Below are 21677 nucleotides of genomic sequence, written 5' to 3'. Positions count from 1 at the left end.
CGCAAGGTCCAGGCACACCGTTCTTTGTGTCAGAAACGTCCGCCGCCTCCGCGTCGTCCAGAAGTACGCGGGCCCCCGAATGAGGTGCTGCGGACACCTGAACTGCGGCGGACACCCGAACTGCGGCGGACACCCGAACTGCGGCGGGCGCCGCCTCCGCCGAAGCTTCCCCCAGAACGTCCGCCGCGGTGACGGGAACTAGTTCCGCCGCTCTGGCGCATCGCTTCGGTGATGATTCCGCCGAGAATTCCACCAACCACTGCGCCGCCAGCGGCGCCGCCAAACGAGGAGCCACTAGACCCGCGTCTGGAATGCGTTCGTTGATTGTGCGCACCGCTCGGCATGTAGCCAAATGTCCGTTGCTGCTGTGCTTCCCACGTCTTCACCTCGCGATGCGCTTGGTCGAGTGCCTGCCGAGCCAATTGAACCGCGCCGCGCGCGTAGTTCAGTGCCGCTACAGGGTCGGAGTGCGACGCTTCGCGGGCGTGGGCTAGGTGTCGTTCCGCCTCGGCCAGCCGGGTGCGTGGTTGGGCGCTGACCGCCCCGCGGCGCGTAGCGATGAAGTCACGCGCTGCAGTGATGTGCGCTTGAGCTGCCGACATGTCATTGGCGAGTGCGCGTTGTGCATGAGCGACGCGTTCCGCTGTCTGTGAAGCTTCAGCGAGGACGTCATCGAGAGCGTCTTCGGCGAGCACAATGTGTTCCATGCTTCCAAGTGGGTCGGTGTCACGGATAGCGCGTGCGCGGGCGACGGCATCCTCTGCTCGCATGCGTGCATCGGCAAGTTTTCGTGCCGACTCCCGCCCCAGTCCGACGGTCTTGCTGAGGTGGCGGGCCTTTTCGAGATCGCGCTCAACATCCTTCAAGGCCTGCGGAAGGGAACTCATCGCGTCACGAATATTCGATTCCGCATTTTCTACCGCAGCTAAAAGTTCTTTCGCTTGACTGACCGCAGCCTCAGCTGCCCGAATCTCAGCCACAGCGGTGGCAGCATCGCCTCGGCCCAGGGCCTCGCGCGCAGAACTAATCGAGCCGTCAGCCAGTTCGAGGTGCGTTGTCACGAGTGCCGGGTTGTTTCCGATCGAGGCAAGCACGTCGGGGGAGTAGCGCGTCTTCAGACCCTCCAGCGTGGACTCTGCGCTCGCAATGCGAACAGTTACTCCCACAATGTCCTGAGCCAGACTGTTGATTCGTTCCGGGGCATTGATGAGAAGGTTGCGCATTTCGTCAAAAGCATCGACTTGTTCGTCGAGCGTTTTGTCTGCCGTGGCGCAGGTAGAAACGAGGTCAACAAGCATATGGTGGCGCTGCGGCGCCGGTAGTGCCTTGTTGTTGTCGAGTTGCTGTCGAATGTGAAACGCAGAGGCGAGACTTCGTTTCGCCGATTCAATGGCACGGGTGAACTGTGACACGCTCGGTGCGCCAAATTCGTCTCGCGCTCGTTCGAGTTCCTCTTCACTAGACCGGATTGCGTTGTCGGTGTCGACAAGCATTTCGCGCGCCTTGCGGTCAAGTACGGGAGTGGGGAACGCAGCGACGGCCTTGCGGTCGGTGAGGTCAACCTCGGCGAGTTGGCGAAGGGCCTTTTCTTCTCCCGCGCGGGACTTCCTGCGGGACCGGATAATGAGGAACCCAATACCGCCAGCTATGCCGCCCAGGATGATAAGCCCAGGAATCGGGTTTGTGCTCGATGGCTCCGCGGCCCGTGCCAATCCTTGCGCCGCGCCCACTGCCGCGTCAGCCCACCTGTCTGCCGCGAGGTGAGGCTCTATGTCATCGCGCATTATCGAGCGTTCGTCGGAAGCAGAGATTTCTGTGAGGGCCGACGGCAAATTGAAGTGGTAAATCCGGTCTTCGACGGCTACTGCAAGCAAAACATCAGCGTCCCCGAAGCCACTCAATTGGACGGTTTGGTCCGTCCACGTCGCTTCATTCACCCCACTGAAGGTGTCGGTAAACACGACCCACAAGCGGATGCGGTGCGCGTCCGAAAGCGCGTTTAATTCCTCGCGGACACGAACAACATCACTCTCATCGAGCACACCGGCGTTGTCGACGATGCGCTCTTTCATTTCAAAGGGAGCCTCAGCGTGCGCTGAAGGTGGCGCCAATACGGACGACAGTGCCCCCACGGACGACAATGCCCCCACGGACGACAATGCAAATACGGCTGTCAGTGCCACGACGATGGCAACCCACAACGACGAACGAGACCTGGCTCGCTGCGGTGAAGTTGGCGAGTTAGTTCCCCCACTGTGCATGCTGTGAATCTAGCCGATTTGTCCGACACATGAGCGCCAAGGTTCGTCAAACAATCCCCTCAACGGGCTCTATTGTTGACTGCCTGGCACACTGAATGCAGTGTTGTTGTGCACGCTCGAGCGCAGTCACGGCAACGACGAACAATTCGGTGTAACGCGATAGTGGGGGCGAGTTTGTGTCGGTGGTGATGCGGTGGATAGGCAGACTCGTCATCGGAACTGTCTTAATCGCGTTGGTGCTCGTGGCGGGAACGGCATTTCGCGTGTGGCAAGTCGCCCGAGTCACTGACACAGCGACCGTCGATGCCGTTGTTGTGCTCGGGGCTGCTCAGTACAACGGAGTGCCCACCGAAGTTTTCCGAGCGCGCCTCGACCAGTCGGTTTTCCTGCACCAGCAAGGTGTCGCGCCGCTCATCGTGACGGTGGGAGGTAAGCAAGAAGGCGACGTTTTCACTGAGGCTGCTGCAGGTCGAAACTACCTCGTCGCGCAGGGCGTTCCTGCCGAAAACATCCTCGCCGTTGAGGAAGGCGCGGACACACTAGAGTCAGTCGAAGCCGTGGCGCGCGAGTTGTCTGCACGGGGTTTGTCGTCCATTGTGGTGACAACAGATCCGTGGCATTCGCTCCGCACCAAGATTATGGCGCAAGACGCTGGGTTATCAGCAAACTCTGCGCCAGTGAGGTCTGGGCCAGCAGTGTGGGCGCGTGAGTCGCAGTTCAAAGGAATCGCACGGGAGACGGCAGCACTGCTGTACTACCAGTTCACGCACTCGTCGCATGATGTGTCGTTCATCCCGAGCTTGTAGCGCACCGAAGACATGAGGACGCCGTAATGACCCAGCGTGGTTACCAGTACACCCCACACGACACTGAGCGGATGGTGCATGAGGGACCAAAGCGCGCAGCACTAAACGGAGCCTCATCCCAACATCGAAGTCCCTTTAGTCGCGACCGCGCACGAGTGCTGCATTCAGCAGCGCTTCGAAGGCTCGCGGACAAGACGCAGGTGGTGGGCCCACGAGACGGTGACACACCCCGAACCCGACTGACCCACTCGATGGAGGTTGCGCAGATTGGTCGCAGCATCGCGGACGGCCTCGGGTGCGACGCTGATCTCGTTGACCTTGCCGGTCTTGCCCACGACCTCGGTCACCCCCCATACGGGCACAACGGTGAACGAGCACTTGACGAGGTCGCTGAAAACCATGGTGGCTTTGAAGGAAACGCACAGAGCCTACGGATCCTGTGCCGACTCGAACCCAAGGTGCTCGACGAGGACGGAAGAAGTGTGGGACTGAACCTCACACGCGCATCGCTTGACGCCGCAGTGAAATACCCATGGACTCGACGGGTCGGTAGCAGAAAGTTCGGCGCCTACGACGACGACGCAGCGGCCATGACCTGGCTACGCAAAGGCGCACCAGGCAACAAGCGCTCACTCGAAACCCAGATTATGGACTGGTCAGACGACGTGGCCTACTCCGTCCACGATGTGGAGGACGGCGTCATTGAAGGACGGCTTTCGTTGGCCGCGCTCACGGACCCAACCGAGCAGAAAGAACTAGCCGCATTCGGCATGCGCGAGTTTCATTTCGCGGACGGGGAAATCCTCATCGAGGCTGCGAAACGGCTGGCGGCAATGCCGGTCGTATCGGCCGTAGGGGAGTACGACGGCAGCATGACCAGTTCGGTCGCACTCAAGACACTGACTAGCGAACTCGTTGGACGATTTGCTTCGGCAGCGATCACAGGCACACGCGAAGTCGCTGGCGACGGACCGTTAGGGCGGTACGACTGCGACCTTCATATTCCACCTGTGGTCGAAGCCGAGGTAGTGCTGTTGAAAACAATGGCATTGCGGTTTGTGATGTCGAGCCCCCAGCACCGTACAAAACAAGAACGTCAACGGGACCGGATTCACCGCGTCGCTCAGTACCTGCTGCACACAGCACCAGTCGGGCTAGATCCGTTGTTTGTGCCGTCATGGTCGGCCGCGGGAAATGATGACGAAAGAATGCGCGTCATCGTCGACCAAATCGCCTCCTACACAGAAAGCAGGCTCGAAACCGTCGACAAATCGAGCCGCGGGACACAAGCGGGCTGGGGCTAAGCCGCCACGCTACGGCCTGGCGCAGTTTGGCCGTACACTCGTCGAGTGGCTGGCCGAATCCCTGAACGTGATATCGCGGCAATCCGCGACCGGATGCCTATTGACGAACTCGTCGGCGAATACGTCTCACTCCGTCGAGTGGGGTCCTCGCTCAAAGGATTGTGTCCGTTTCACGACGAAAAAAGCCCCTCATTTCACGTCCGGCCGAGCCACGGGCACTTCCACTGCTTTGGTTGCGGCGAAGGCGGAGACGTCTACAGCTTTCTCCAAAAGATCGAACACGTGTCTTTCGCGGAGGCAGTCGAACAGCTCGCAGATCGCGTTGGCTACCACATCAACTACGAAGGTGGCGGAACGTCGGTCCAACGGGACCGCGGAACGCGTGCCCGCCTCGTAGCGGCTAACGCTGCGGCGCAGGAGTTCTATGCACAACAACTGCGTAGTCCGGAAGCTGAAACGGCTAGGCGATACCTCACCGAACGGAACTTCGATGCCGCTGCGGCAGCGCACTTTGGGTGCGGCTACGCACCAGGGGGCTGGGACACCCTTGCCAAGCACCTGCTGCGACAAGGTTTCGAATTTAAGGAACTGGAAGCTGCCGGACTCGTGCGCCAGGGTAAGCGCGGCCCGATGGATCGCTTCTTGCGGCGGCTAGTCTGGCCAATCCGGAATCTGTCCGGCGATGTCATCGGCTTTGGCGCGCGGAAGCTATTTGACGACGACCCGCAAGCGAAATACTTGAATACCCCTGAAACCATTCTGTACAAGAAGTCCCAGGTGTTGTTTGGGCTCGACCTAGCTAAACGCGATATCGCTCGCAGCCACCAGGCCGTCGTCGTAGAGGGGTACACAGACGTCATGGCTATGCACCTCGCTGGCGTCACCACCGCTGTTGCCTCAAGCGGCACAGCGTTCGGCGACGAGCACACCTCGATTCTGCGGCGTTTGCTCATGGATGACAGCTACTTCCGCGGCGAAATCATCTTCACATTCGATGGTGATGAAGCTGGCCGCAAAGCAGCACTCAAGGCCTTTGATGGCGATCAGAAGATCGCTGGCCGCACATTCGTTGCCATCGCGCCTGATGGGATGGACCCATGCGATTTGCGCCTGAAACACGGCGACGCTGGCCTGCGCGACCTGATAGCCAAGCGGACACCGATGTTCGCCTTCGCACTTCAATCGACACTCGCTGAGCACGACCTTGAAACGCCAGAAGGACGCGTCGATGCCCTCCGGCGCACAGTACCCATCGTGGCGCGAATAAAAGACGGCGCACTACGTGATGATTACGCCCGTCAGCTCGCAGAATGGGTGGGGTGGGACAAGGAAGCGCAAGTTCGTAAACGCGTGCGTGAGGAAGCTCAGCGCCACAGCAATGCACAAGCCACCGACCGCGCGGACCAGAGTGATCGACGCGTGCGGTCAGGAGGATCAGGCGGTGCGGCAGTACCAGATCCGCGTGATCCGAGTCTGTGGCCGGAACGCGAGGCGCTCAAAGCAGCGCTTCAGTACCCAGCCATCGCAGGTACGGTGTTTGATTCTCTACCAGACGAAACCTTCACCCACCCCACGTACCGAGCGTTGCACCATGCCATCACAACCGCGGGCGGCACAGGGGCCAGCATCAGCGGTGCTCAGTGGATTAGCGCAGTGCAGCAACACCTTGACGATGAGCTCGCCTCGCTGGTGTCGGCGCTCATAGCCGAGGCAATGCCTGTAGATGACGATGCTGTGCCGCGCTATATCGGCGGGGTGTTGGCGCGACTCCAAGAAGTGTGGGTTGGTCGGCAGATCGCAGACCTAAAATCCCGGCTTCAACGCATGTCGCCGAGCGAAAACCCCACCGACTACCATGCGCTTTTTGGTGATCTTGTTGCGCTTGAAGAATACCGGCGCAGCCTCCTCAGCAAAGCTGTAGGCGACGCCGGCGTGGGGACGTACTAAGCGGGCTCGCTATCCGGGGGGTCGGTCTAGCCGGGGGCCGATCTACCCGGGGGTTGATCTAGCCGAGGCCGTTGTTCCCACGCTGCCGGTCATGCGGCGCATACACCGAGGTGCTGTCGTCAATGTCTGCTATGCGTTCTAGCTTCGGCTCCGTGCTCAATGCCTCCGAGAGTTTCTGGCGGCCGACATCAATTGCCTTTTTAGTTGCTGGACTTGTCGCCAACGTCTTTGCTGCACGGCTGATCTGGTTATACCTCTCGCGACCCGCACGAGTGCCCAGCACGTAACCGGCAGCAACGCCCACAACTAGACCAATCATGACAAAACCTCCTGCAGGCGCCGAACTATCACATCGTCGCCCCCATCTTGCCTTAGCATCGCCACAACATCGCGATGAGACACCCAGTACGACGACATACGCCCAGGTTTCTGCCTGAGTTGGCATAAACAGCCCACTATGCGCTAAAGTCGTCAACGCCCGCGTACGGGCCACTGACGGTCCTCCGTAGCTCAATTGGCAGAGCATCCGACTGTTAATCGGACGGTTGCTGGTTCGAGTCCAGCCGGAGGAGCCCACATTCAGGCCCCTCAGATTCTTGAGGGGCCTGAATTTTTGTGTAAGGTAAACATGCCAAAGGGGCGGTAGCTCAGTCGGTTAGAGCCGCGGACTCATAATCCGCTGGTCGCGGGTTCGAGCCCCGCCCGCCCCACTTTTACATTCAGTATTCGGCCCGAACCGAAATTTCCCGACTTTCGCCCTTAGCTGTTTGCCTCCGCATCTGGCTGTTTGCCTCCGCACCCGGCTGTTGGGCGACACTGGCCCAGAAACTGCCCCACTTCTCATATGGTGGAGCTATAGGTCTGAGGAACCGCTACGGAGTCGCGGGCGGCGTCAAGCGAGTGACGTTTCCAAGGAAGTCAGAAACGTACAACGAGTCGCTATCCCACCCTGGCCCGCTACCGAACCGCACCGATGAGGCGAACGGGACCGAATCAGTTACAGAACACGCCGAACCGTCTTCTGGGTCAACTTGCACGATACGTCCTGCGCCGTTGAGAGCGACAAAAATCTGGCCGTCGGGTGACACCGTGAGATCATCGGCGACATTCAGTGCACCGAACCCTGGTATCGCAATCGATTTCATCGACGTAGTGGGGTTGTCGATGTCGATCAGAACAATGTTGGTGTCGGCATCAAAGGCTGTGGATGCGACAAGGAGATTTCTTTCGGCATCGAGTGCGAGGCCGTTGGGTGAGTTCACCTGCTCCGCAAACCGGGTTACTTGCGTGCCGTCGCGGCTGATCTTCGTCAGACCTGTATGCGGTCCTAAGTTTCTGCTCACAACGAAGTCGCCGTCGGGAAGTTGGGCAAGACCATTGGGCATCCGGAGGCCGTCAGCCACGGTGGTGACCCTGCCGGAGTCGAGATTCACTGCTCGCAGGGTCCCGTCAGCTTGGTTGGTGAGCCCGGAAAGGAATGAATTGCCAGTGGTGAAGTACGCGGTATCGCCGTCGACGACAATTCCGCCGGGGCTTTCGATATTTGCGACGAGAGTTCTCGGGGGACCGTCGGCTTCTAAGCGTTTGATTGAGCCATCGATACCGTTGGCTGACTGCTCTGACAGCAGCATTCCGCCGCGTTGATCAAAGTTGATGTTTTCCAGCGGCCCTAGCCCTTGCGCCACCGTTTCTTGCTCCCAGTTTCCGCACGAAGGGAGGGGAGGGAGGCTGCTTGAGGTGATGCCAGGTAGAGGCGGGAGTGGCTGCGCAGTCGCGACTGTCGACATGGCAGCGACGGATGACATGGCAGCGACGGACACAGCCGTAAGCACGCACGTTGTCATTACTGTGCGAGTGGCGTCTAGGAAAGTCATGTCCGCCCTCTGCCTGATGATCTGCGGGTGTGTAAAGCAGGTTCAACTTACACCACCTAGATTGGAGGAGTGAAAAGTCTGCAAGGGATCGATTCGTGGCCGGTTGATTTTGCGGCGGCGTCAGTGGTGACGCCAGACGGTGACGTTGTTGTTCATGGAGACGACAACAAGGTTGTGCCGCTCGCATCAGTAACAAAACTGCTCGTTTCGTACGGTGCTCTGCTAGCAGTTGAAGAGGGTGCGATCGACCTTGACCAACCTGCGGGTTTGCCCGGCGCAACAGTCCGCCATTTGTTGTCCCATGCGTCCGGTATGGCCTTTGCGGACCGTATTCGGCAGGCTGAGCCTGAAACAAAACGTATTTATTCCAGTGCCGGTTTTGAGGTGCTTGCGGAATTAATTGAGCGAGAAACGGGAATCGATTTTCCTGAATATCTTCACGAGGGTGTATTTGCCCCATTAGGGATGGTAAATACTGCCCTAACAGGGCCAGCCGGGCATGGGGCGGAGTCGACGCTTTCTGACCTGACGCGGTTCGCTGTGGAACTGCTCGATCCAACCCTGTTGGCGAATGAAACATTCAGTGCTGCAACTGAAGTCCAATTTCCCTCGCTTGACGGCGTTGTGCCTGGCTACGGCATGCAGCGCCCATGTGACTGGGGGCTAGGGTGCGAACTTCGCGGCACGAAGAGTCCGCACTGGACCGGCACTCTCAATAGTCCCGCCACGTTCGGCCATTTTGGTCAGTCAGGAACATTTCTGTGGGTGGACCCAAGTCGGCATATTTCTCTCACTCTGTTGACAAGTAGGGCTTTTGGGGAATGGGCGAAACCATTGTGGAGTGAGTTCAGCGACGAGGTTCTCAGCGAAATCTCAGACATGTAACAAATTTTTGTCAAAACGCTAGCGAAATCGCGAACAACTGTGCAAACTGATTTGCAGCAGCAAGCGCCGTGCTAGCAGAAAGCCCACCTGTGGGCCGGGTTGGTCACTGCGATGCTGTGGCCGCACTTCGGTGCGGTCCGTAAGGTAGTGGTGTTGAAGCGCAAGCTGGCGCACCACATAGAACACCGCCGTAACTGGTCGAGGGTCGTTTGGGGAAGACGTTTCTCGTCTGTTCCAGATACCGGAGGTGTTGAGTGTCGGCATTTACGCAGATCGCTGACGCGACGACGGGTGTACTGCACGTCCATTCGTCGCCGAGTGCCCGCTGTCCACATGTGGATTGGGCAATTGCGGCGACACTGGGGTGCCGTGCCCGGGTGCGTTGGTCATCGCAACCGGCCGCGCGTGGAGAATTGCGCGCGACCATAAATTGGGTAGGCCCTGTTGGTACAGGTGCCAGGCTCGCTACAGCGCTGTCCGTATGGCCAGAGCTGCGATTTGAAGTGACGGAAGACGTCAGCGAAGGGGTCGACGGAGAACGTTTCTGCTTCACGCCTGAACGTGGACTATGGCGCGGGACAATGAGCGCCAATGGCGACACTGTCATCAGTGAGTTGCGGCTGCGCGCTCTAATGGCTTCGCGTCCGAACGACCTTCAAGCTGCCCTCAACGAAGAACTGGGAACTGACTGGGATGCTGAGCTAGAACCATTCCGCTTCGCCGGTGAAGGCGCTGAAGTTACCTGGATCAGCCGCCGTGTTGGCTGACGAAAAGCATGTTCACCGGAACTCTTGCGAACAGTAAAAACACGCTGTGCACCTCACCGGAATGATTCTCGGTGACTCACACAGCGTGTTGCATTACATCAGAGCGGGATGTTCTTGTGTTGACCTCGGCGCTGAGGCGCGGCCGCAATCGCTTCTGCGAGTCGGCTGCGGGTCACAGTCGGGTCAATCTGCTCGTCAACCACACCAATATCTAGTGCTCGACCAACTCCGCCAGCAATCGCCTCGTGCTCGTCGGCGAGCCGTTGGTGCAAAGCTTCACGCTCGGCATCAGTCGCAGCGGCAGCCAGTGCACGCTTGTGCAAGATGCCAACAGCGGCCTTCGCGCCCATAACTGCAACTTCACCATTCGGCCACGCAAACACCTTGGTGGCACCTAGCGCGCGGGAGTTCATGGCGATGTACGCGCCGCCATATGCCTTACGGAGAACCAGAGTCACGCGTGGCACTGTCGCTTCAGCAAACGCGTGAAGCAGCTTAGCTCCACGTCGAACAACGCCTTCCCACTCCTGGCTAACACCAGGAAGGTATCCAGGTACGTCCACCAGCACAACGATCGGAACACCGAATGCGTCGCATAGGCGCACAAACCGGGCTGCCTTCTCAGCGCTCTCAGAATTCAAGCAACCGCCGAGGCGCAGTGGGTTGTTTGCCAAAACGCCGACGGATCGTCCGCCGAGGCGACCGAAACCGACCACCACGTTGGGCGCCCATTTTGCTTGCAGTTCGATGAAGCTGGAAGTTTCGTTTCCGTCGCCCACGTTGACACGGTCAAGCAACTGGCGAATAACCGGGTGTATGTCGTAAGCGCGCCGATTCGACTCAGGTAGCAGCGCCTTCAGGTCGGTATCGCCGAGCTTCGCTGCGTTAACGTCCATCTGGCCCTGATCAGCCAAGAGGGAGACAAGTCCGCGAGCTTGATGCATCGCATCCGGCTCATCGGCAGCAGCAATGTGTGCCACGCCAGATTTACGAGTGTGAGTCTCAGGCCCGCCGAGTGCAGCCATATCGACCTGCTCACCAGTGACCGAGCGCACCACGTCAGGGCCAGTCACAAATACGCGACTGTCCGGAGCCATGATGACAACATCTGTCAGGGCCGGGCCGTAAGCAGCGCCACCGGCAGCAAAACCGAGCACCACAGAAATTTGTGGAATTGTGCCCGACGCCCGGACCATTGCCTCAAAGACAAGTCCAACAGCGTGGAGGGCTTCGACACCCTCTGCCAGGCGTGCGCCACCGGAGTGCCACAGACCCACAATGGGAAGTTCTTCTTCCAAGGCTGTATCAATAGCGTTGACAATGTGTGCACATCCGTCGACGCCCATTGCGCCGCCCATGATGGTGCCATCGGTGCAATACGCAATCGTGCGCACGCCGTCGACTCGCCCTGCTGCGGCGAGGACTCCCGAATTGTCGCGCGGGTGCAGCAAGCTAATCGAACCAGGATCGAAGAAGCGTTGTAGACGGCCCAGCGGGTCCCGCGGGTCCGGCGTGGTGTCCCGAGTGGTCCTCGGCGCCAAGACGGTCATCGCTCCTCCAAATCCCAGTCCGGTTGAACTGCTTCTATATGTATGTCTCGTTTGTTTCGCTATGTGTTACTTGTCGTCACGTCAGTCGTTCACCGGCGGCGCTGGCGGTGAACGCCCACGCGTCGCTTTCGCCTATGCTCTGGCGAAAACAATCGAGACGTTATGCCCGCCGAAACCGAATGAGTTCTTGATGGCGATGTCGAACTGTCCGTGCCGGGGTTCGCCCGCGACCACATCAATGTTGACTTCGGGGTCTTGATTCTCAAGATTGAGCGTTGGGGGGATAACCCCTTCTCTCAAGCTGAGAACTGTCAGGATCGACTCCAGCGCACCGACCGCTCCAATGGAGTGACCGAGAGCTGACTTAGCGGCATAGACCGCCGGGTGTGATCCCACTGCTGAATTGATAGCTCGTGCTTCTGCGATGTCACCCACCGAAGTGGCTGTGGCATGCGCATTGATATGTGCGACTTCACTGGGGGACACCCCAGCTACTCGCATTGCTTTGACCATAGCCCTGGCTGCACCAGTGCCATCGGGTTCTGGGGCGACGATGTGGTAACCATCCGATGTCGTACCCGCACCAAGTACTCGTGCGTGGATTGTCGCACCGCGGGCGCGGGCGTAATCCTCACGTTCGAGCACAAGCACGGCACCAGCTTCGCCAAAAACGAACCCGTCGCGGTCACGGTCAAATGGCCGTGAAGCACCCTTCGGGTCGTCATTTCGCGTGCTCATTGCCCGCATCATGGAGAAACCGGCGATAGCCATCGGGTCGATGAAAGATTCAACTCCACCTGTAACCACGACATCAGCGTCGCCAAGAGCGATCATTCGCCAGGCTTGAGCGATTGCCTCGGAACCAGACGCACATGCAGAAACCGGTGTGTGCACTCCAGCTTGGGCGGAGAGTTCAAGCCCGACTGTGGCGGCAGGCCCATTGGGCATCATCATTGGCACGGCCATCGGGGAAACTTTGCGTGCTCCGCCACTGCGGAGCGCCAAGTTTGATTGCACCAAAGTGTCAACGCCACCGATTCCGGTGCCGATGACGACCGCAAGTCGATCTTTGTCGACCTCAGGTGAGCCAGCGTGCGCCCAGGCTTTACGGCCTTCTACGAGCGCAAGTTGCTCGACAAAATCCATTCGGCGGATTTGAACTTTGGTGAGTGATTCTGACGGCTGAACCTTGAGCCGCCCACCGATCCGCACCGGTATTCCATATTCTTCAATCCACGGATCGGTAAGCGCCTCGATGCCGCTCTCGCCCGCGAGCAATCCCTTCCACGTCGAGTCGATATCGCCTGCAAGCGATGTGTTTGCAGCGAAACCAGTCACGACGACGGAAGGATAGCCGGAGCCGCTAGAGGCGGGTCCAGCACTGGGGGACGGAGTAGCGGAATGTGACACGATCAGTTCTCGCTCGCACCTTTGAGGGCGTCGGTGTTTACGCCTTCAACACCTTCGGCCTCAAGACGCTGGATGTAGTTGACGGCGTCGCCGACTGTGCGCAGAGACGCGAGGTCTTCGTCAGGGATCTTGATGCCGTACTTGTCTTCGGTCTGCACCGCGATCTCCACCATCGAAAGGGAGTCGATGTCAAGGTCGTCAACGAAGGACTTCTCGATCGTCACCTCAGATGGTTCAATTCCGGTGACTTCTTCGATGATCGAAGCTAGTCCGGCGACGATATCTTCCTGGGTTGCGGCCATGGAATATGGCTCCCTTCTCGTTTATTTCTTAGGTATTGGCGTTATGAAGTTGTCAGTTATCGCTGTTGAGGAGTTCGACAAGTTTGTCGAGGTCCTCTGGCGTATTAACTGCTACCTGCGGAACTCCGCGGAGGGAGCGTTTCGCTATTCCAGTGAGTGTTCCCGCTGGTGTTAGCTCCACGATGCCGCCGAGGGTGATGTTCTGCAGTGTTTCGTTGCACAAGTCCCAGCGCACTGGGTTGGTAACTTGCGCGACAATCTTGTTTAGCGCTTCGCTGCCGGTGGTCACCGGTTTCCCATCGGAGTTGGACAACAATGTCCGCTCGGGATTCGCGGTATCGACCGATGACGCAGCTTCAGCAACTGCATCTTGAGCCGGCGCCATGTACTTCGAGTGAAATGCTCCCGCAACGGCGAGGGGGCGGAGTTTGGCGCGCTCAGGTGGGTTCTCGGCTAGTGCGGCGAGCGCGGGCAGCGAGCCTGCTGCAACGATTTGTCCAGGCGCATTCCGGTTCGCGGGCACTAGGTTGAGTTCGTCGAGTCGGGCGAGGACGTCAGCTTCGACGCCACCGAGGATCGCGGTCATCCCGGTCTCCTCGAGAGCGCAAGCTTCTGCCATCGCGCGGCCACGGGTGGCGGCAAGTGCGACAGCGTCGTCGCACGAGATGACACCCGCGAATGCTGCGGCAGCTAGTTCACCAACCGAGTGTCCGGCCGTGATCGATCCAAGTTCAGGGTGGGCGTCGAAAAGGCCGCGGTGCGCAATCTCTTCGAACACCAGCAACGCAGTAGCGACAACTAGCGGTTGGGTGACGGCAGTGTCGGTGATCTCTGCGTCGTCGGCGGTGGTGCCGAGACGAACGAGATCGAGGCCTGCAGCCTTTGACCATTGAGCTACGCGGTCATGTATACCGGGTAGCTCAAGCCATGCTGCAAGCATGCCCGACTTCTGGGCGCCTTGTCCTGGAGCTAGTAGTGCTATCACGTGCTCTACAGAACACCCTTTGAGCGGTTTTCTCAGGTGTTTTTAAGCACCAACCTTTGTGCCATCAATTGTGGGGTTCCCACAAAAGCGTCGAAAACTGCTGAACATCGCCAGCACAGGGCCAAATGTTACAGAGAACTTTTTCACAGTGTTACTGAAGTGATATCTGGGAACTGAAGTAACGGTTCTGCATCAGAGCGAATCAATCTACCCACAGATTCCGCCACTCTGAGCACGTGTGCGTCCCGCGGATTGCTTGGCTCACGCCCTGTAATCTCCGATATTTTCTTCAACCGATATCGGACTGTGTTTGGATGAACGAACAAAGCGCGGGCACAAGCCTCCACCGCGCCACCGGTGTCCAAATAGACATCCAAAGTCTCGCCCAGAGCATTCCCAGCCTTCGCTAGTGGAATCACAATCTGCTCGTTCAGCGCCCGCACAGCAATGGGATCAGCCAGCAATGCGCGCTCCGGAAGTAGGTCAGATGCGAACACAGGACGCGGCGCAGATCGCCAACCCGGGGCCGCACGCAAGCCGCTCAACGCCTCCCGCGCGCTCGCATGAGCAGTCGCCAGAGTGCGGGCTGTTGGACCAACGACCACGTAACTATCCGAAAACGCCGTCAAGAGCGCAGACATAAATTCACTCCGCGGAGCGATTTCCCCATTAACAATGGCGACCAACGTGGCGCCTTGGACCACCGACAGTGCCGAACGTCCATGCTTCTGAGCCGCAATATGGACAGTGCTCACCGCTGAGACGCCCCCATCAGGTGGAGGCGAACCCACGATCACTGTCGCAGGTGCATTCGCTTCCCAGTTCAAAGTCGCAGCACGCGACAGCATCGCTGAGTCAGAGTCGCCGCGCACCACAGCATCAACCACCAACGCCTCAAGCCGAGTGTCCCACGCACCTCGCGATTCCGCTGCTGACGCATACACCGCTGCGGCAGCAAACCCAATCTCAACCCGATACCGCAGCACTGCTTCGGTCAACGCCCCCAGTTGCTGCTCATTGCGCGTCAGCAAAGGCAAGTACCGTTCGAAAAACTCCATGGCAACCCGCACCATCTCGACGGTTTGCCGCAGCGTCACTCTGCGAGCGAGGTCGTGGGGGACTACGCGAAACGAATCAACAGTCTTCCAAATGTCGCGGTGCGGATCCTTCAACCAGTCCACGAAGCCAGACACCGCGTTCTGCACAAGCAAATGAACAGTCGCCCGTTGGTCAGCATCAAGATCCGCGAAGAACGGCAACTGCTCGTGCATGGAGTTCACGGCTTCGGTAGACAAGCGTCCGGAGTACTGCTTTACGCGGCGCAACAACGCGTCGGAAAGCGGATTCGTATCCGTGCGCGAACTGCGCTGATCCTTGCCAGTCATATCGTCACAGTACCGCCACCGTGGCGCAGATCACGCCACCCCTGGATCCGAGGTTTGGGCCGGAGCGCTTGCTACATCATCTATTTGGTACTTCTCAGCAGCCTCCGCGGCGAGCTTCCTATCCACCTCACCAGTGTCTGCCAGAGCACTCAAAACACCCACCGCGATTGATTCAGCATCGATGTTAAAAAACCTGCGCGCCGCTGGTCGTGTATCTGAGAACCCAAAACCATCGGCCCCCAAAGTCACATAATGTCCCGGGACCCACGTACGAATTTGGTCCGGCACGGCGCTCTCCCAGTCAGAAACACCGACGAATGGGCCATCGGCGCTCGACAGCATTCGAGTCACAAACGCCTCGCCCTTATCTGCCGACGGGTTCTTTAATGCGGCGTCTTCGCAGCGCCGACCGTCGCGACGCAACTCCGACCACGACGTCACCGACCACACATCAGCAGCGACATCCCACTCCTCAGCGAGAAGTTCCTGCGCACGAATCGCCCACGGCAATGAAATCCCCGATGCCAAAATATTTGCCCTAACACGACCACCCGGCGCCTTCGAGTACCGGTATATCCCTTTCAGAAGAGCATCAACATCCAGATCTTCAGGTTCGGCAGGCTGCACAAACGGTTCGTTATACAGCGTGATGTAGTAAAAAATGTTTTCTGGGTCGTCACCGAACATACGGCGCAACCCGTCCTTCACAATGTAGGAGACCTCAAAAGCAAACGCGGGGTCATAGCCGATAACCGCGGGATTGGTCGACGCCAGGGTGTGAGAGTGCCCATCCGCATGCTGCAGTCCCTCGCCCGTCAACGTCGTACGCCCCGCCGTCGCACCGAGAATGAACCCACGGGTCATCTGATCTGCCGCAGCCCAAAAGCTATCCCCGGTGCGTTGAAAACCGAACATCGAATAGAAGATGTAAACCGGGATCATCGGCTCGTCATGGGTCGAATACGACGTGCCAGTAGCGATGAACGAACCAACAGAACCAGCTTCGTTAATTCCCTCGTGCAGGATCTGCCCCGAAGTCGACTCCTTGTACGCAAGCATCAGGTCTGCGTCGACAGACGTATACAGCTGCCCAAGGCGGTTATAAATCTTGAGCGACGGGAACCACGAATCCATGCCGAACGTGCGAGCCTCGTCCGGAATGATCGGCACAATCCGCTTTCCGATCTCCTTGTCTCGCAGCAGCTCTTTAAACAGCCGCACAATCGCCATAGTTGTGGCGACTTCCTGCTTGCCCGACCCCTTCCGAATGGCCTGATACGGCTTATCATCAGGCAACTTCAACGCCCGCGCCTTGTTACGCCGCTGCGGCAAAAAACCGCCCAGCGCAGTGCGGCGCGCAATCATGTACTGAATCTCAGGAGCGTCATTGCCGGGGTGATAGTACGGCGGCAAGTATGGATCCTTCTCCAGTTCCTCATCCGAAATAGGAATCCGCTGGGTGTCGCGAAACTGCTTCAAGTCATCGAGTGCGAGCTTCTTCATCTGATGCGTCGCGTTACGCCCTTCGAAATGCGAGCCCAACGAATAGCCCTTGATGGTGTGCGCCAGAATTACCGTCGGTTGACCCTTGTGCTGCATCGCTGATTGATACGCCGCGTGGACCTTGCGATAGTCGTGGCCGCCACGCTTTAAGTTCCAAATATCGCTGTCACTGAGGTCCTTCACCAGTTCCTTAGTTCGCGGATCGCGCCCAAAGAAATGCTCCCGAACGTAGTCGCCGTCATTAGCCTTGTACGTCTGGAAGTCACCGTCAGGCGTCGTATTCATCAAATTGACCAGCGCGCCGTCTTTATCGGCATAAAACAGCGAATCCCACTCGCGGCCCCAGATGACCTTGATGACATGCCAGCCAGCGCCCCGGAAGAATGACTCCAATTCCTGAATGATCTTCCCGTTGCCGCGCACTGGACCATCCAACCGCTGCAAATTGCAGTTGACCACGAATGTCAGGTTATCCAGCCCCTCCATGGCCGCCACATGCACCAACCCGCGAGATTCGGGTTCATCCATCTCGCCATCGCCGAGGAATGCCCACACATGCTGGTCCGACGTGTCCTTGATGCCACGACCATGCAAGTAGTGGTTGAAGCGCGCCTGATAGATGGCATTCATAGGCCCCAAGCCCATAGACACCGTGGGGAATTCCCAGAACTCCGGCATCAAACGAGGGTGGGGATACGACGGCAACCCTCCGCCCGCTCCCGCATGGCTATGTTCCTGCCGGAACCCATCCAACTGATCTGACGTCAACCTGCCTTCAAGGAACGCACGCGCATAAATGCCAGGCGAGGCGTGCCCTTGGATAAAAATCTGATCCCCGCCGCCCGGGTGCGATTTACCTCGGAAGAAGTGATTAAACCCCACCTCGTACAGAGCGGCAGAAGACGCATAAGTCGAAATATGTCCGCCCACGCCAACACCTGGGCGCTGTGCGCGATGCACCATGATCGCAGCGTTCCACCGGATCCATGCGCGATAGCGCCGCTCGACATCCTCGTCGCCTGGGAACCACGGCTCGTGTTCCGTCGGGATCGTGTTCACATAATCTGTCGACGTTAAAGCGGGAACCGCAACCCGGCGCTCACTGGCCCGCTCAAGAAGTCGCAGTAGGAGATAGCGTCCACGCGCGGGTGAAGAATGCGCCAGCATCGAATCGAACGACTCCAGCCATTCCGTTGTCTCTTCCGGGTCAATGTCCGGTAGATACGACGCTATGCCCTCGCGAATAACTCGAACACGGTCGCGGTCTTTGGCTTCATTAGATGCAGGTTCTTGATTCGGCACTCGATTACTCCTTGTGGGCGTGTACCTCGTGGGCGCCGCCGCGGCCGAAGGGTTTCCGATGCCGCAGCAGGTGTAATCCACATTACTTTCGCTAAGCGGTGCGCGGGAGTGCCATGAGAAAACAAGGCCCAAACCCCCGTCGGCCGGTAAACGTCGGCAACAACCTCGCAGAGCAGGTAGTGTAAGTACCGTGAATAGGTGCGGGCAGATCGCCGCGAGTAGTGCAATCTACGGCGGGGATGGTAAAGCTGGGACCGTAACGGCTGGAACCTTTAGTTCTGCAACAGCCGTCCTAGGGACAACACAACCGATGTTTTATCCCGCCAGGGCAAATTCAGAAACACCAAATTCAGCCATTTCGGCGCAACGGTTGGTCATCGTGGCTGCTCAAGTGCATCATGCACTAGGGCGCAACTGACTCACAGCACCCCGCACAAAAACGAGTGCATAGATATCGCCAATCCGGGCGATACGGTAAGCACCCACAGACGTAGGAGGATTCAAGAACGTGGCCGGGACGGACACTCGGAACTACGCACAAATGTTAGGTATCACCGAGGGGATGATTGTTCAGGAACTCGGCTGGGACGATGACGTTAGCGACGAAATTCGTGATTCGATCGAAGAAGCATGCGGAGACGCGCTCATCGATGAAGACACAGACGAAGTGGTTGACGCCGTAATCCTCTGGTGGCGTGACGGCGACGGCGACCTCGTCGACGAACTCATGGATGTCATCGCGCCCCTGGGCGAAGATGGTTTCATCTGGGTGCTATCACCGAAAACTGGCACACCCGGCTATGTTGAGCCCAGCGAAATCGCTGAATCGGCACCCACTGCCGGACTAACCCAAACCTCTACGGTCAACCTCGGAGCTTGGACTGGTGCACGTCTCGTGCAGCCTCGCGCCAAGGCCGGGAAGCGGCAATGACACCAGCAGTCAACGACGCTGCGCCTGACTTCACCCTGCGAGATCAGAACAACCAGAAAATCACGCTTTCGCAGTTCCGGGGCCGAAAGAACGTACTGCTGGTGTTTTTCCCGTTGGCCTACACCGGAACCTGCCAAGGTGAACTAGGGCAAATCCGCGACAACATTGACACGTTCCGCAATGACACCACGGAAATCCTCGCCGTGTCCGTCAGCGCCTCACCCGTGCACAAGATATGGTCCGCTGAACAGGGATATCTCTTTCCCATCCTCGCTGACTTCTGGCCGCATGGCGCAGTAGCAGCCGATTACGGCGTTCTTAACGAAAAGAACGGCACACCCAACCGCGGAACATTCCTCATCGACACCGATGGGATCATTCGATTCGCTGAAGTTGGCGAGCCAGGGAAGCCCCGCGAGCAGGGACAATGGGAGAAAGCCATAGCGGCACTGCAAGGTTAGTGGTGCCGCAGTTACGTCGGGTTTTGGCCCCGATGCGGCCCCGATGTGGCCCGGATGTGCCAATGCGGCGGAGACTGTGTAAAGTAGTCGCGGCACTAACAACGTGCGACTCGGGGCGTATAGCTCAGCGGTAGAGCGCTGCTCTTACACAGCAGTGGTCGGGGGTTCAAATCCCTCTGCGCCCACAAGATTGTGACGAAACCAGACAGTCGAGCCCCTCAGGGTTCGACTGTTTTTCGTTTTGCCGACCAGCAGTGGGGGTATCGCGCCTACTTTTGACCCGCCATTGGGGTCGGAATGTAGGCTCGATCGGCTCCACCCGGCCCGTCTGAACCGAGCCCACAGCGTCAGATGGCGGTCCGGAACTCGCCGGTGATTGTCGTCATAGCCGGGGCTTAGTTTTCGCACGTAACATAAAGCGGTCATGTAGGACAACATTTTCGGTGTTGTTCGCCATGTTGGTGGAGTACGTAGTCGTAGGAAGTTCGGAGTAGGCGCCATTAGAACTGACCAGGTGATCGCGAAGCACTATCGTCTCGTTGAACGCATCGGTAGCGGCGGCGCAGGCGTAGTGTGGCGTGCGATCGATGAGCGTCTCGAGCGGTCCGTTGCTGTTAAGCAGATTCCGATTCATTCGAGTTTGGATGATGGTGAACGTGCGCTTGTTCGTCAACGGGCTATTCGTGAAGCCCGGAATGCGGCTCGATTTCATCATCCCAACGCGATCGTCGTATTCGATATCACGGAGCACGAAGGTCACCCTTGTTTGATCTTGGAGTTCTTCGAGTCGTACAGCTTGGCTGAGGTGTTGAAGAAGCGCCGCACTATGCCCTTGCCGGAAGTTGCCCGTATCGGTGAGCAAGTGGCCTCGGCACTGATCGCGGCCCACAAGGCGGGTTTGGTGCATCGTGATGTGAAGCCAGGCAATATCCTGCTGGGCCCAGACGGCACCGTCAAAATTACTGATTTCGGGATTTCGAAGGCGTCCGGTGATTCGACGCTCACCGCTACAGGCCTCGTGTCGGGTACCGCCGCATATTTGCCGCCGGAAGTTGCACGAGGTGTCGATCCCACACCGGCATCGGATGTGTTTGGACTCGGCGCGACTCTGTTTCATGCCCTGGAGGGAGAGCCTCCTTACGGGTTGAATGACAACCCGCTCGCTTTGCTGTTTGCGGCCGCCAACGGTGATATTCGTGCGCCACGACGTGCAGGTCCAGCGATGGAACTCATTTCCAGTCTTGTGAGCTCCGAGCCGCGGAACCGCCCGTCAATGGAGGAGGCTCGCGCAGCGCTGTCACACTTTGCTGGTGGCAATGTTGTAGTACCGACTCTGTCGCGCCGTGAACGCCCCTCTATCCGTAGGCCAAGCCCGTCAACACGCGCTTTGACGCAAGTGAAGCCTCGTACGGCTCGCACCGCACCAGTCCAAGCTGCTGCACCAGCCCACGCTACGGCGCCGGTTCGAGCTGCCGCGCCGGTCCACGCTACTGCGCCGGTCCACGCTGAACCTGCACCGCGAGACCGAAAGCAACCATTTCTGTATGCGGGGGCGGTGCTTCTGGTCCTCCTCGCGGTAGGTGCCGTGGTCAATGTGGCCCTGAACTTGTCTGACCGTGTTTCGGATGTTCCCGGTGTGTCAGAGACGATTGTCGCGGACGCTGGTGAGACAGCACATTCGGGTTCGCCGGTTGATTGGAGTCGCGGGGGCCAACTCGTGCAACAGTTCTACAGCAACCCATCGGGTTCGTGGTCGTTGCTCACCCCTGCCGCGCAGGAACCATATGGGTCACAGCAGGCATTCGAAGAGTACTGGTCGACGAGGGTTATCCAGAGCTTTGGCCGCATTGAGGCCTACAAGTTAGAAAACAACCCCGATGGTTCAGTCGATATGCGGGTGAATGGGTTGACGTATGACGGTCAAACCAAGGACGCGACCCTTCGTGTTATCGAAGATGGCGGGCGTCTGCTGATTGACAGTGACACCCGCTGACACCCTCTGGT

General features: G+C 58.5%; 17 protein-coding genes and 3 tRNA genes. 11 read left to right on the top strand and 9 right to left on the bottom strand.

Annotated features, from left to right (window positions below; all coding sequences use genetic code 11):
* Window positions 1-29 precede the first annotated feature (29 nt).
* On the bottom strand, window positions 30-2261 hold the full coding sequence (locus tag IEW73_RS12735) for a TPM domain-containing protein (RefSeq protein WP_188675708.1): 2232 nt from the start codon (window positions 2259-2261) through the stop codon (window positions 30-32).
* A 188-nt stretch (window positions 2262-2449) separates the two neighbouring features.
* Here IEW73_RS12735 and IEW73_RS12730 point away from each other — a divergent pair, with 188 nt between their 5' ends.
* The 3 genes from IEW73_RS12730 to dnaG are packed head-to-tail and all read left to right on the top strand — an operon-like array spanning window position 2450 to window position 6318.
* The gene (locus tag IEW73_RS12730; RefSeq protein WP_188676903.1) at window positions 2450-3067 is read left to right on the top strand and encodes a YdcF family protein; all 618 of its coding nucleotides are present in this window, start codon (window positions 2450-2452) and stop codon (window positions 3065-3067) included.
* Window positions 3068-3093: 26 nt separating this feature from the next.
* On the top strand, window positions 3094-4371 hold the full coding sequence (locus tag IEW73_RS12725) for a deoxyguanosinetriphosphate triphosphohydrolase (RefSeq protein ID WP_188675681.1): 1278 nt from the start codon (window positions 3094-3096) through the stop codon (window positions 4369-4371).
* A gap of 45 nt (window positions 4372-4416) precedes the next feature.
* A complete protein-coding gene (gene dnaG / locus IEW73_RS12720) occupies window positions 4417-6318 on the top strand; it encodes a DNA primase (protein WP_188675678.1) in 1902 nt (633 codons plus the stop codon).
* Window positions 6319-6376: 58 nt separating this feature from the next.
* Here the strand turns inward: dnaG and IEW73_RS12715 are convergent, their stop codons facing one another.
* Window positions 6377-6637 (bottom strand): hypothetical protein, encoded by a 261-nt coding sequence (locus IEW73_RS12715; RefSeq protein ID WP_188675675.1) that lies wholly within the window; start codon window positions 6635-6637, stop codon window positions 6377-6379.
* A gap of 180 nt (window positions 6638-6817) precedes the next feature.
* Between IEW73_RS12715 and IEW73_RS12710 the strand changes: the two genes are divergently transcribed.
* A tRNA-Asn gene (locus IEW73_RS12710) sits at window positions 6818-6890 on the top strand.
* Between the two features lie 64 nt (window positions 6891-6954).
* Window positions 6955-7028 (top strand) — tRNA-Ile (locus IEW73_RS12705).
* A 162-nt stretch (window positions 7029-7190) separates the two neighbouring features.
* Here IEW73_RS12705 and IEW73_RS12700 read toward each other — a convergent pair.
* Complete coding sequence (locus tag IEW73_RS12700; RefSeq protein ID WP_229675995.1) at window positions 7191-8192, bottom strand: SMP-30/gluconolactonase/LRE family protein; 1002 nt, start codon at window positions 8190-8192, stop codon at window positions 7191-7193.
* Between the two features lie 69 nt (window positions 8193-8261).
* On the opposite strand from IEW73_RS12700, the gene IEW73_RS12695 reads away from it, so the two are divergent.
* Both IEW73_RS12695 and IEW73_RS12690 read left to right on the top strand, forming a co-directional pair.
* The gene (locus tag IEW73_RS12695) at window positions 8262-9077 is read left to right on the top strand and encodes a serine hydrolase domain-containing protein (protein WP_188675672.1); all 816 of its coding nucleotides are present in this window, start codon (window positions 8262-8264) and stop codon (window positions 9075-9077) included.
* Window positions 9078-9331: 254 nt separating this feature from the next.
* Window positions 9332-9844 carry a DUF3145 domain-containing protein gene (locus IEW73_RS12690; protein WP_188675669.1) on the top strand — a complete coding sequence of 171 codons (513 nt, stop codon included), beginning with the start codon at window positions 9332-9334 and terminating at the stop codon, window positions 9842-9844.
* Between the two features lie 98 nt (window positions 9845-9942).
* Here IEW73_RS12690 and IEW73_RS12685 read toward each other — a convergent pair whose 3' ends face one another.
* From IEW73_RS12685 to aceE, 6 genes are all read right to left on the bottom strand, one after another.
* Window positions 9943-11394 carry an acyl-CoA carboxylase subunit beta gene (locus tag IEW73_RS12685; RefSeq protein ID WP_188675666.1) on the bottom strand — a complete coding sequence of 484 codons (1452 nt, stop codon included), beginning with the start codon at window positions 11392-11394 and terminating at the stop codon, window positions 9943-9945.
* Between the two features lie 132 nt (window positions 11395-11526).
* Window positions 11527-12804 carry a KasA/KasB family beta-ketoacyl-ACP synthase gene (locus tag IEW73_RS12680; RefSeq protein ID WP_188675663.1) on the bottom strand — a complete coding sequence of 426 codons (1278 nt, stop codon included), beginning with the start codon at window positions 12802-12804 and terminating at the stop codon, window positions 11527-11529.
* 2 nt (window positions 12805-12806) lie between these two features.
* On the bottom strand, window positions 12807-13106 hold the full coding sequence (acpM, locus tag IEW73_RS12675; protein ID WP_188675660.1) for a meromycolate extension acyl carrier protein AcpM: 300 nt from the start codon (window positions 13104-13106) through the stop codon (window positions 12807-12809).
* A 52-nt stretch (window positions 13107-13158) separates the two neighbouring features.
* Window positions 13159-14091 (bottom strand): ACP S-malonyltransferase, encoded by a 933-nt coding sequence (locus tag IEW73_RS12670; RefSeq protein ID WP_188675657.1) that lies wholly within the window; start codon window positions 14089-14091, stop codon window positions 13159-13161.
* 143 nt (window positions 14092-14234) lie between these two features.
* Window positions 14235-15476 (bottom strand): PucR family transcriptional regulator, encoded by a 1242-nt coding sequence (locus IEW73_RS12665; RefSeq protein WP_188675654.1) that lies wholly within the window; start codon window positions 15474-15476, stop codon window positions 14235-14237.
* Between the two features lie 30 nt (window positions 15477-15506).
* Window positions 15507-18281 (bottom strand): pyruvate dehydrogenase (acetyl-transferring), homodimeric type, encoded by a 2775-nt coding sequence (aceE, locus tag IEW73_RS12660; RefSeq protein WP_188675652.1) that lies wholly within the window; start codon window positions 18279-18281, stop codon window positions 15507-15509.
* Window positions 18282-18822: 541 nt separating this feature from the next.
* Here aceE and IEW73_RS12655 point away from each other — a divergent pair.
* The 4 genes from IEW73_RS12655 to IEW73_RS12640 all read left to right on the top strand — a co-directional run bounded on the left by IEW73_RS12655 (window position 18823) and on the right by IEW73_RS12640 (window position 21666).
* Window positions 18823-19212, top strand: a complete 390-nt coding sequence (locus IEW73_RS12655; protein ID WP_188676898.1) for a DUF3052 domain-containing protein — start codon at window positions 18823-18825, stop codon at window positions 19210-19212.
* Complete coding sequence (locus IEW73_RS12650) at window positions 19209-19673, top strand: peroxiredoxin (RefSeq protein WP_188675649.1); 465 nt, start codon at window positions 19209-19211, stop codon at window positions 19671-19673. The genes IEW73_RS12655 and IEW73_RS12650 overlap by 4 nt, the downstream gene beginning before the upstream one ends.
* A 113-nt stretch (window positions 19674-19786) precedes the next feature.
* Window positions 19787-19858: transfer RNA gene (locus tag IEW73_RS12645), tRNA-Val, on the top strand.
* A 329-nt stretch (window positions 19859-20187) separates the two neighbouring features.
* Window positions 20188-21666 (top strand): serine/threonine-protein kinase, encoded by a 1479-nt coding sequence (locus IEW73_RS12640; protein WP_188675647.1) that lies wholly within the window; start codon window positions 20188-20190, stop codon window positions 21664-21666.
* The last annotated feature ends 11 nt before the right edge of the window (window positions 21667-21677 follow it).

The organism is Hoyosella rhizosphaerae, assembly GCF_014643175.1.
GTDB lineage: Bacteria > Actinomycetota > Actinomycetes > Mycobacteriales > Mycobacteriaceae > Lolliginicoccus > Lolliginicoccus rhizosphaerae.
The sequence above is the reverse complement of the archived record's forward strand: the minus strand, read 5'-3'. Positions and strand labels throughout refer to the sequence as shown.

What these genes read in the sequence shown, in the direction of transcription:
- IEW73_RS12735 (WP_188675708.1), bottom strand. Translation starts at nt 2,261, where the DNA reads ATGCACAGTGGGGGAACTAACTCGCCAACTTCACCGCAGCGAGCCAGG.
- IEW73_RS12730 (WP_188676903.1), top strand. Translation starts at nt 2,450, where the DNA reads ATGCGGTGGATAGGCAGACTCGTCATCGGAACTGTCTTAATCGCGTTG.
- IEW73_RS12725 (WP_188675681.1), top strand. Translation starts at nt 3,094, where the DNA reads ATGACCCAGCGTGGTTACCAGTACACCCCACACGACACTGAGCGGATG.
- IEW73_RS12715 (WP_188675675.1), bottom strand. Translation starts at nt 6,637, where the DNA reads ATGATTGGTCTAGTTGTGGGCGTTGCTGCCGGTTACGTGCTGGGCACT.
- IEW73_RS12700 (WP_229675995.1), bottom strand. Translation starts at nt 8,192, where the DNA reads ATGACTTTCCTAGACGCCACTCGCACAGTAATGACAACGTGCGTGCTT.
- IEW73_RS12685 (WP_188675666.1), bottom strand. Translation starts at nt 11,394, where the DNA reads ATGACCGTCTTGGCGCCGAGGACCACTCGGGACACCACGCCGGACCCG.
- acpM (WP_188675660.1), bottom strand. Translation starts at nt 13,106, where the DNA reads ATGGCCGCAACCCAGGAAGATATCGTCGCCGGACTAGCTTCGATCATC.
- IEW73_RS12665 (WP_188675654.1), bottom strand. Translation starts at nt 15,476, where the DNA reads ATGACTGGCAAGGATCAGCGCAGTTCGCGCACGGATACGAATCCGCTT.
- IEW73_RS12655 (WP_188676898.1), top strand. Translation starts at nt 18,823, where the DNA reads ATGTTAGGTATCACCGAGGGGATGATTGTTCAGGAACTCGGCTGGGAC.
- IEW73_RS12650 (WP_188675649.1), top strand. Translation starts at nt 19,209, where the DNA reads ATGACACCAGCAGTCAACGACGCTGCGCCTGACTTCACCCTGCGAGAT.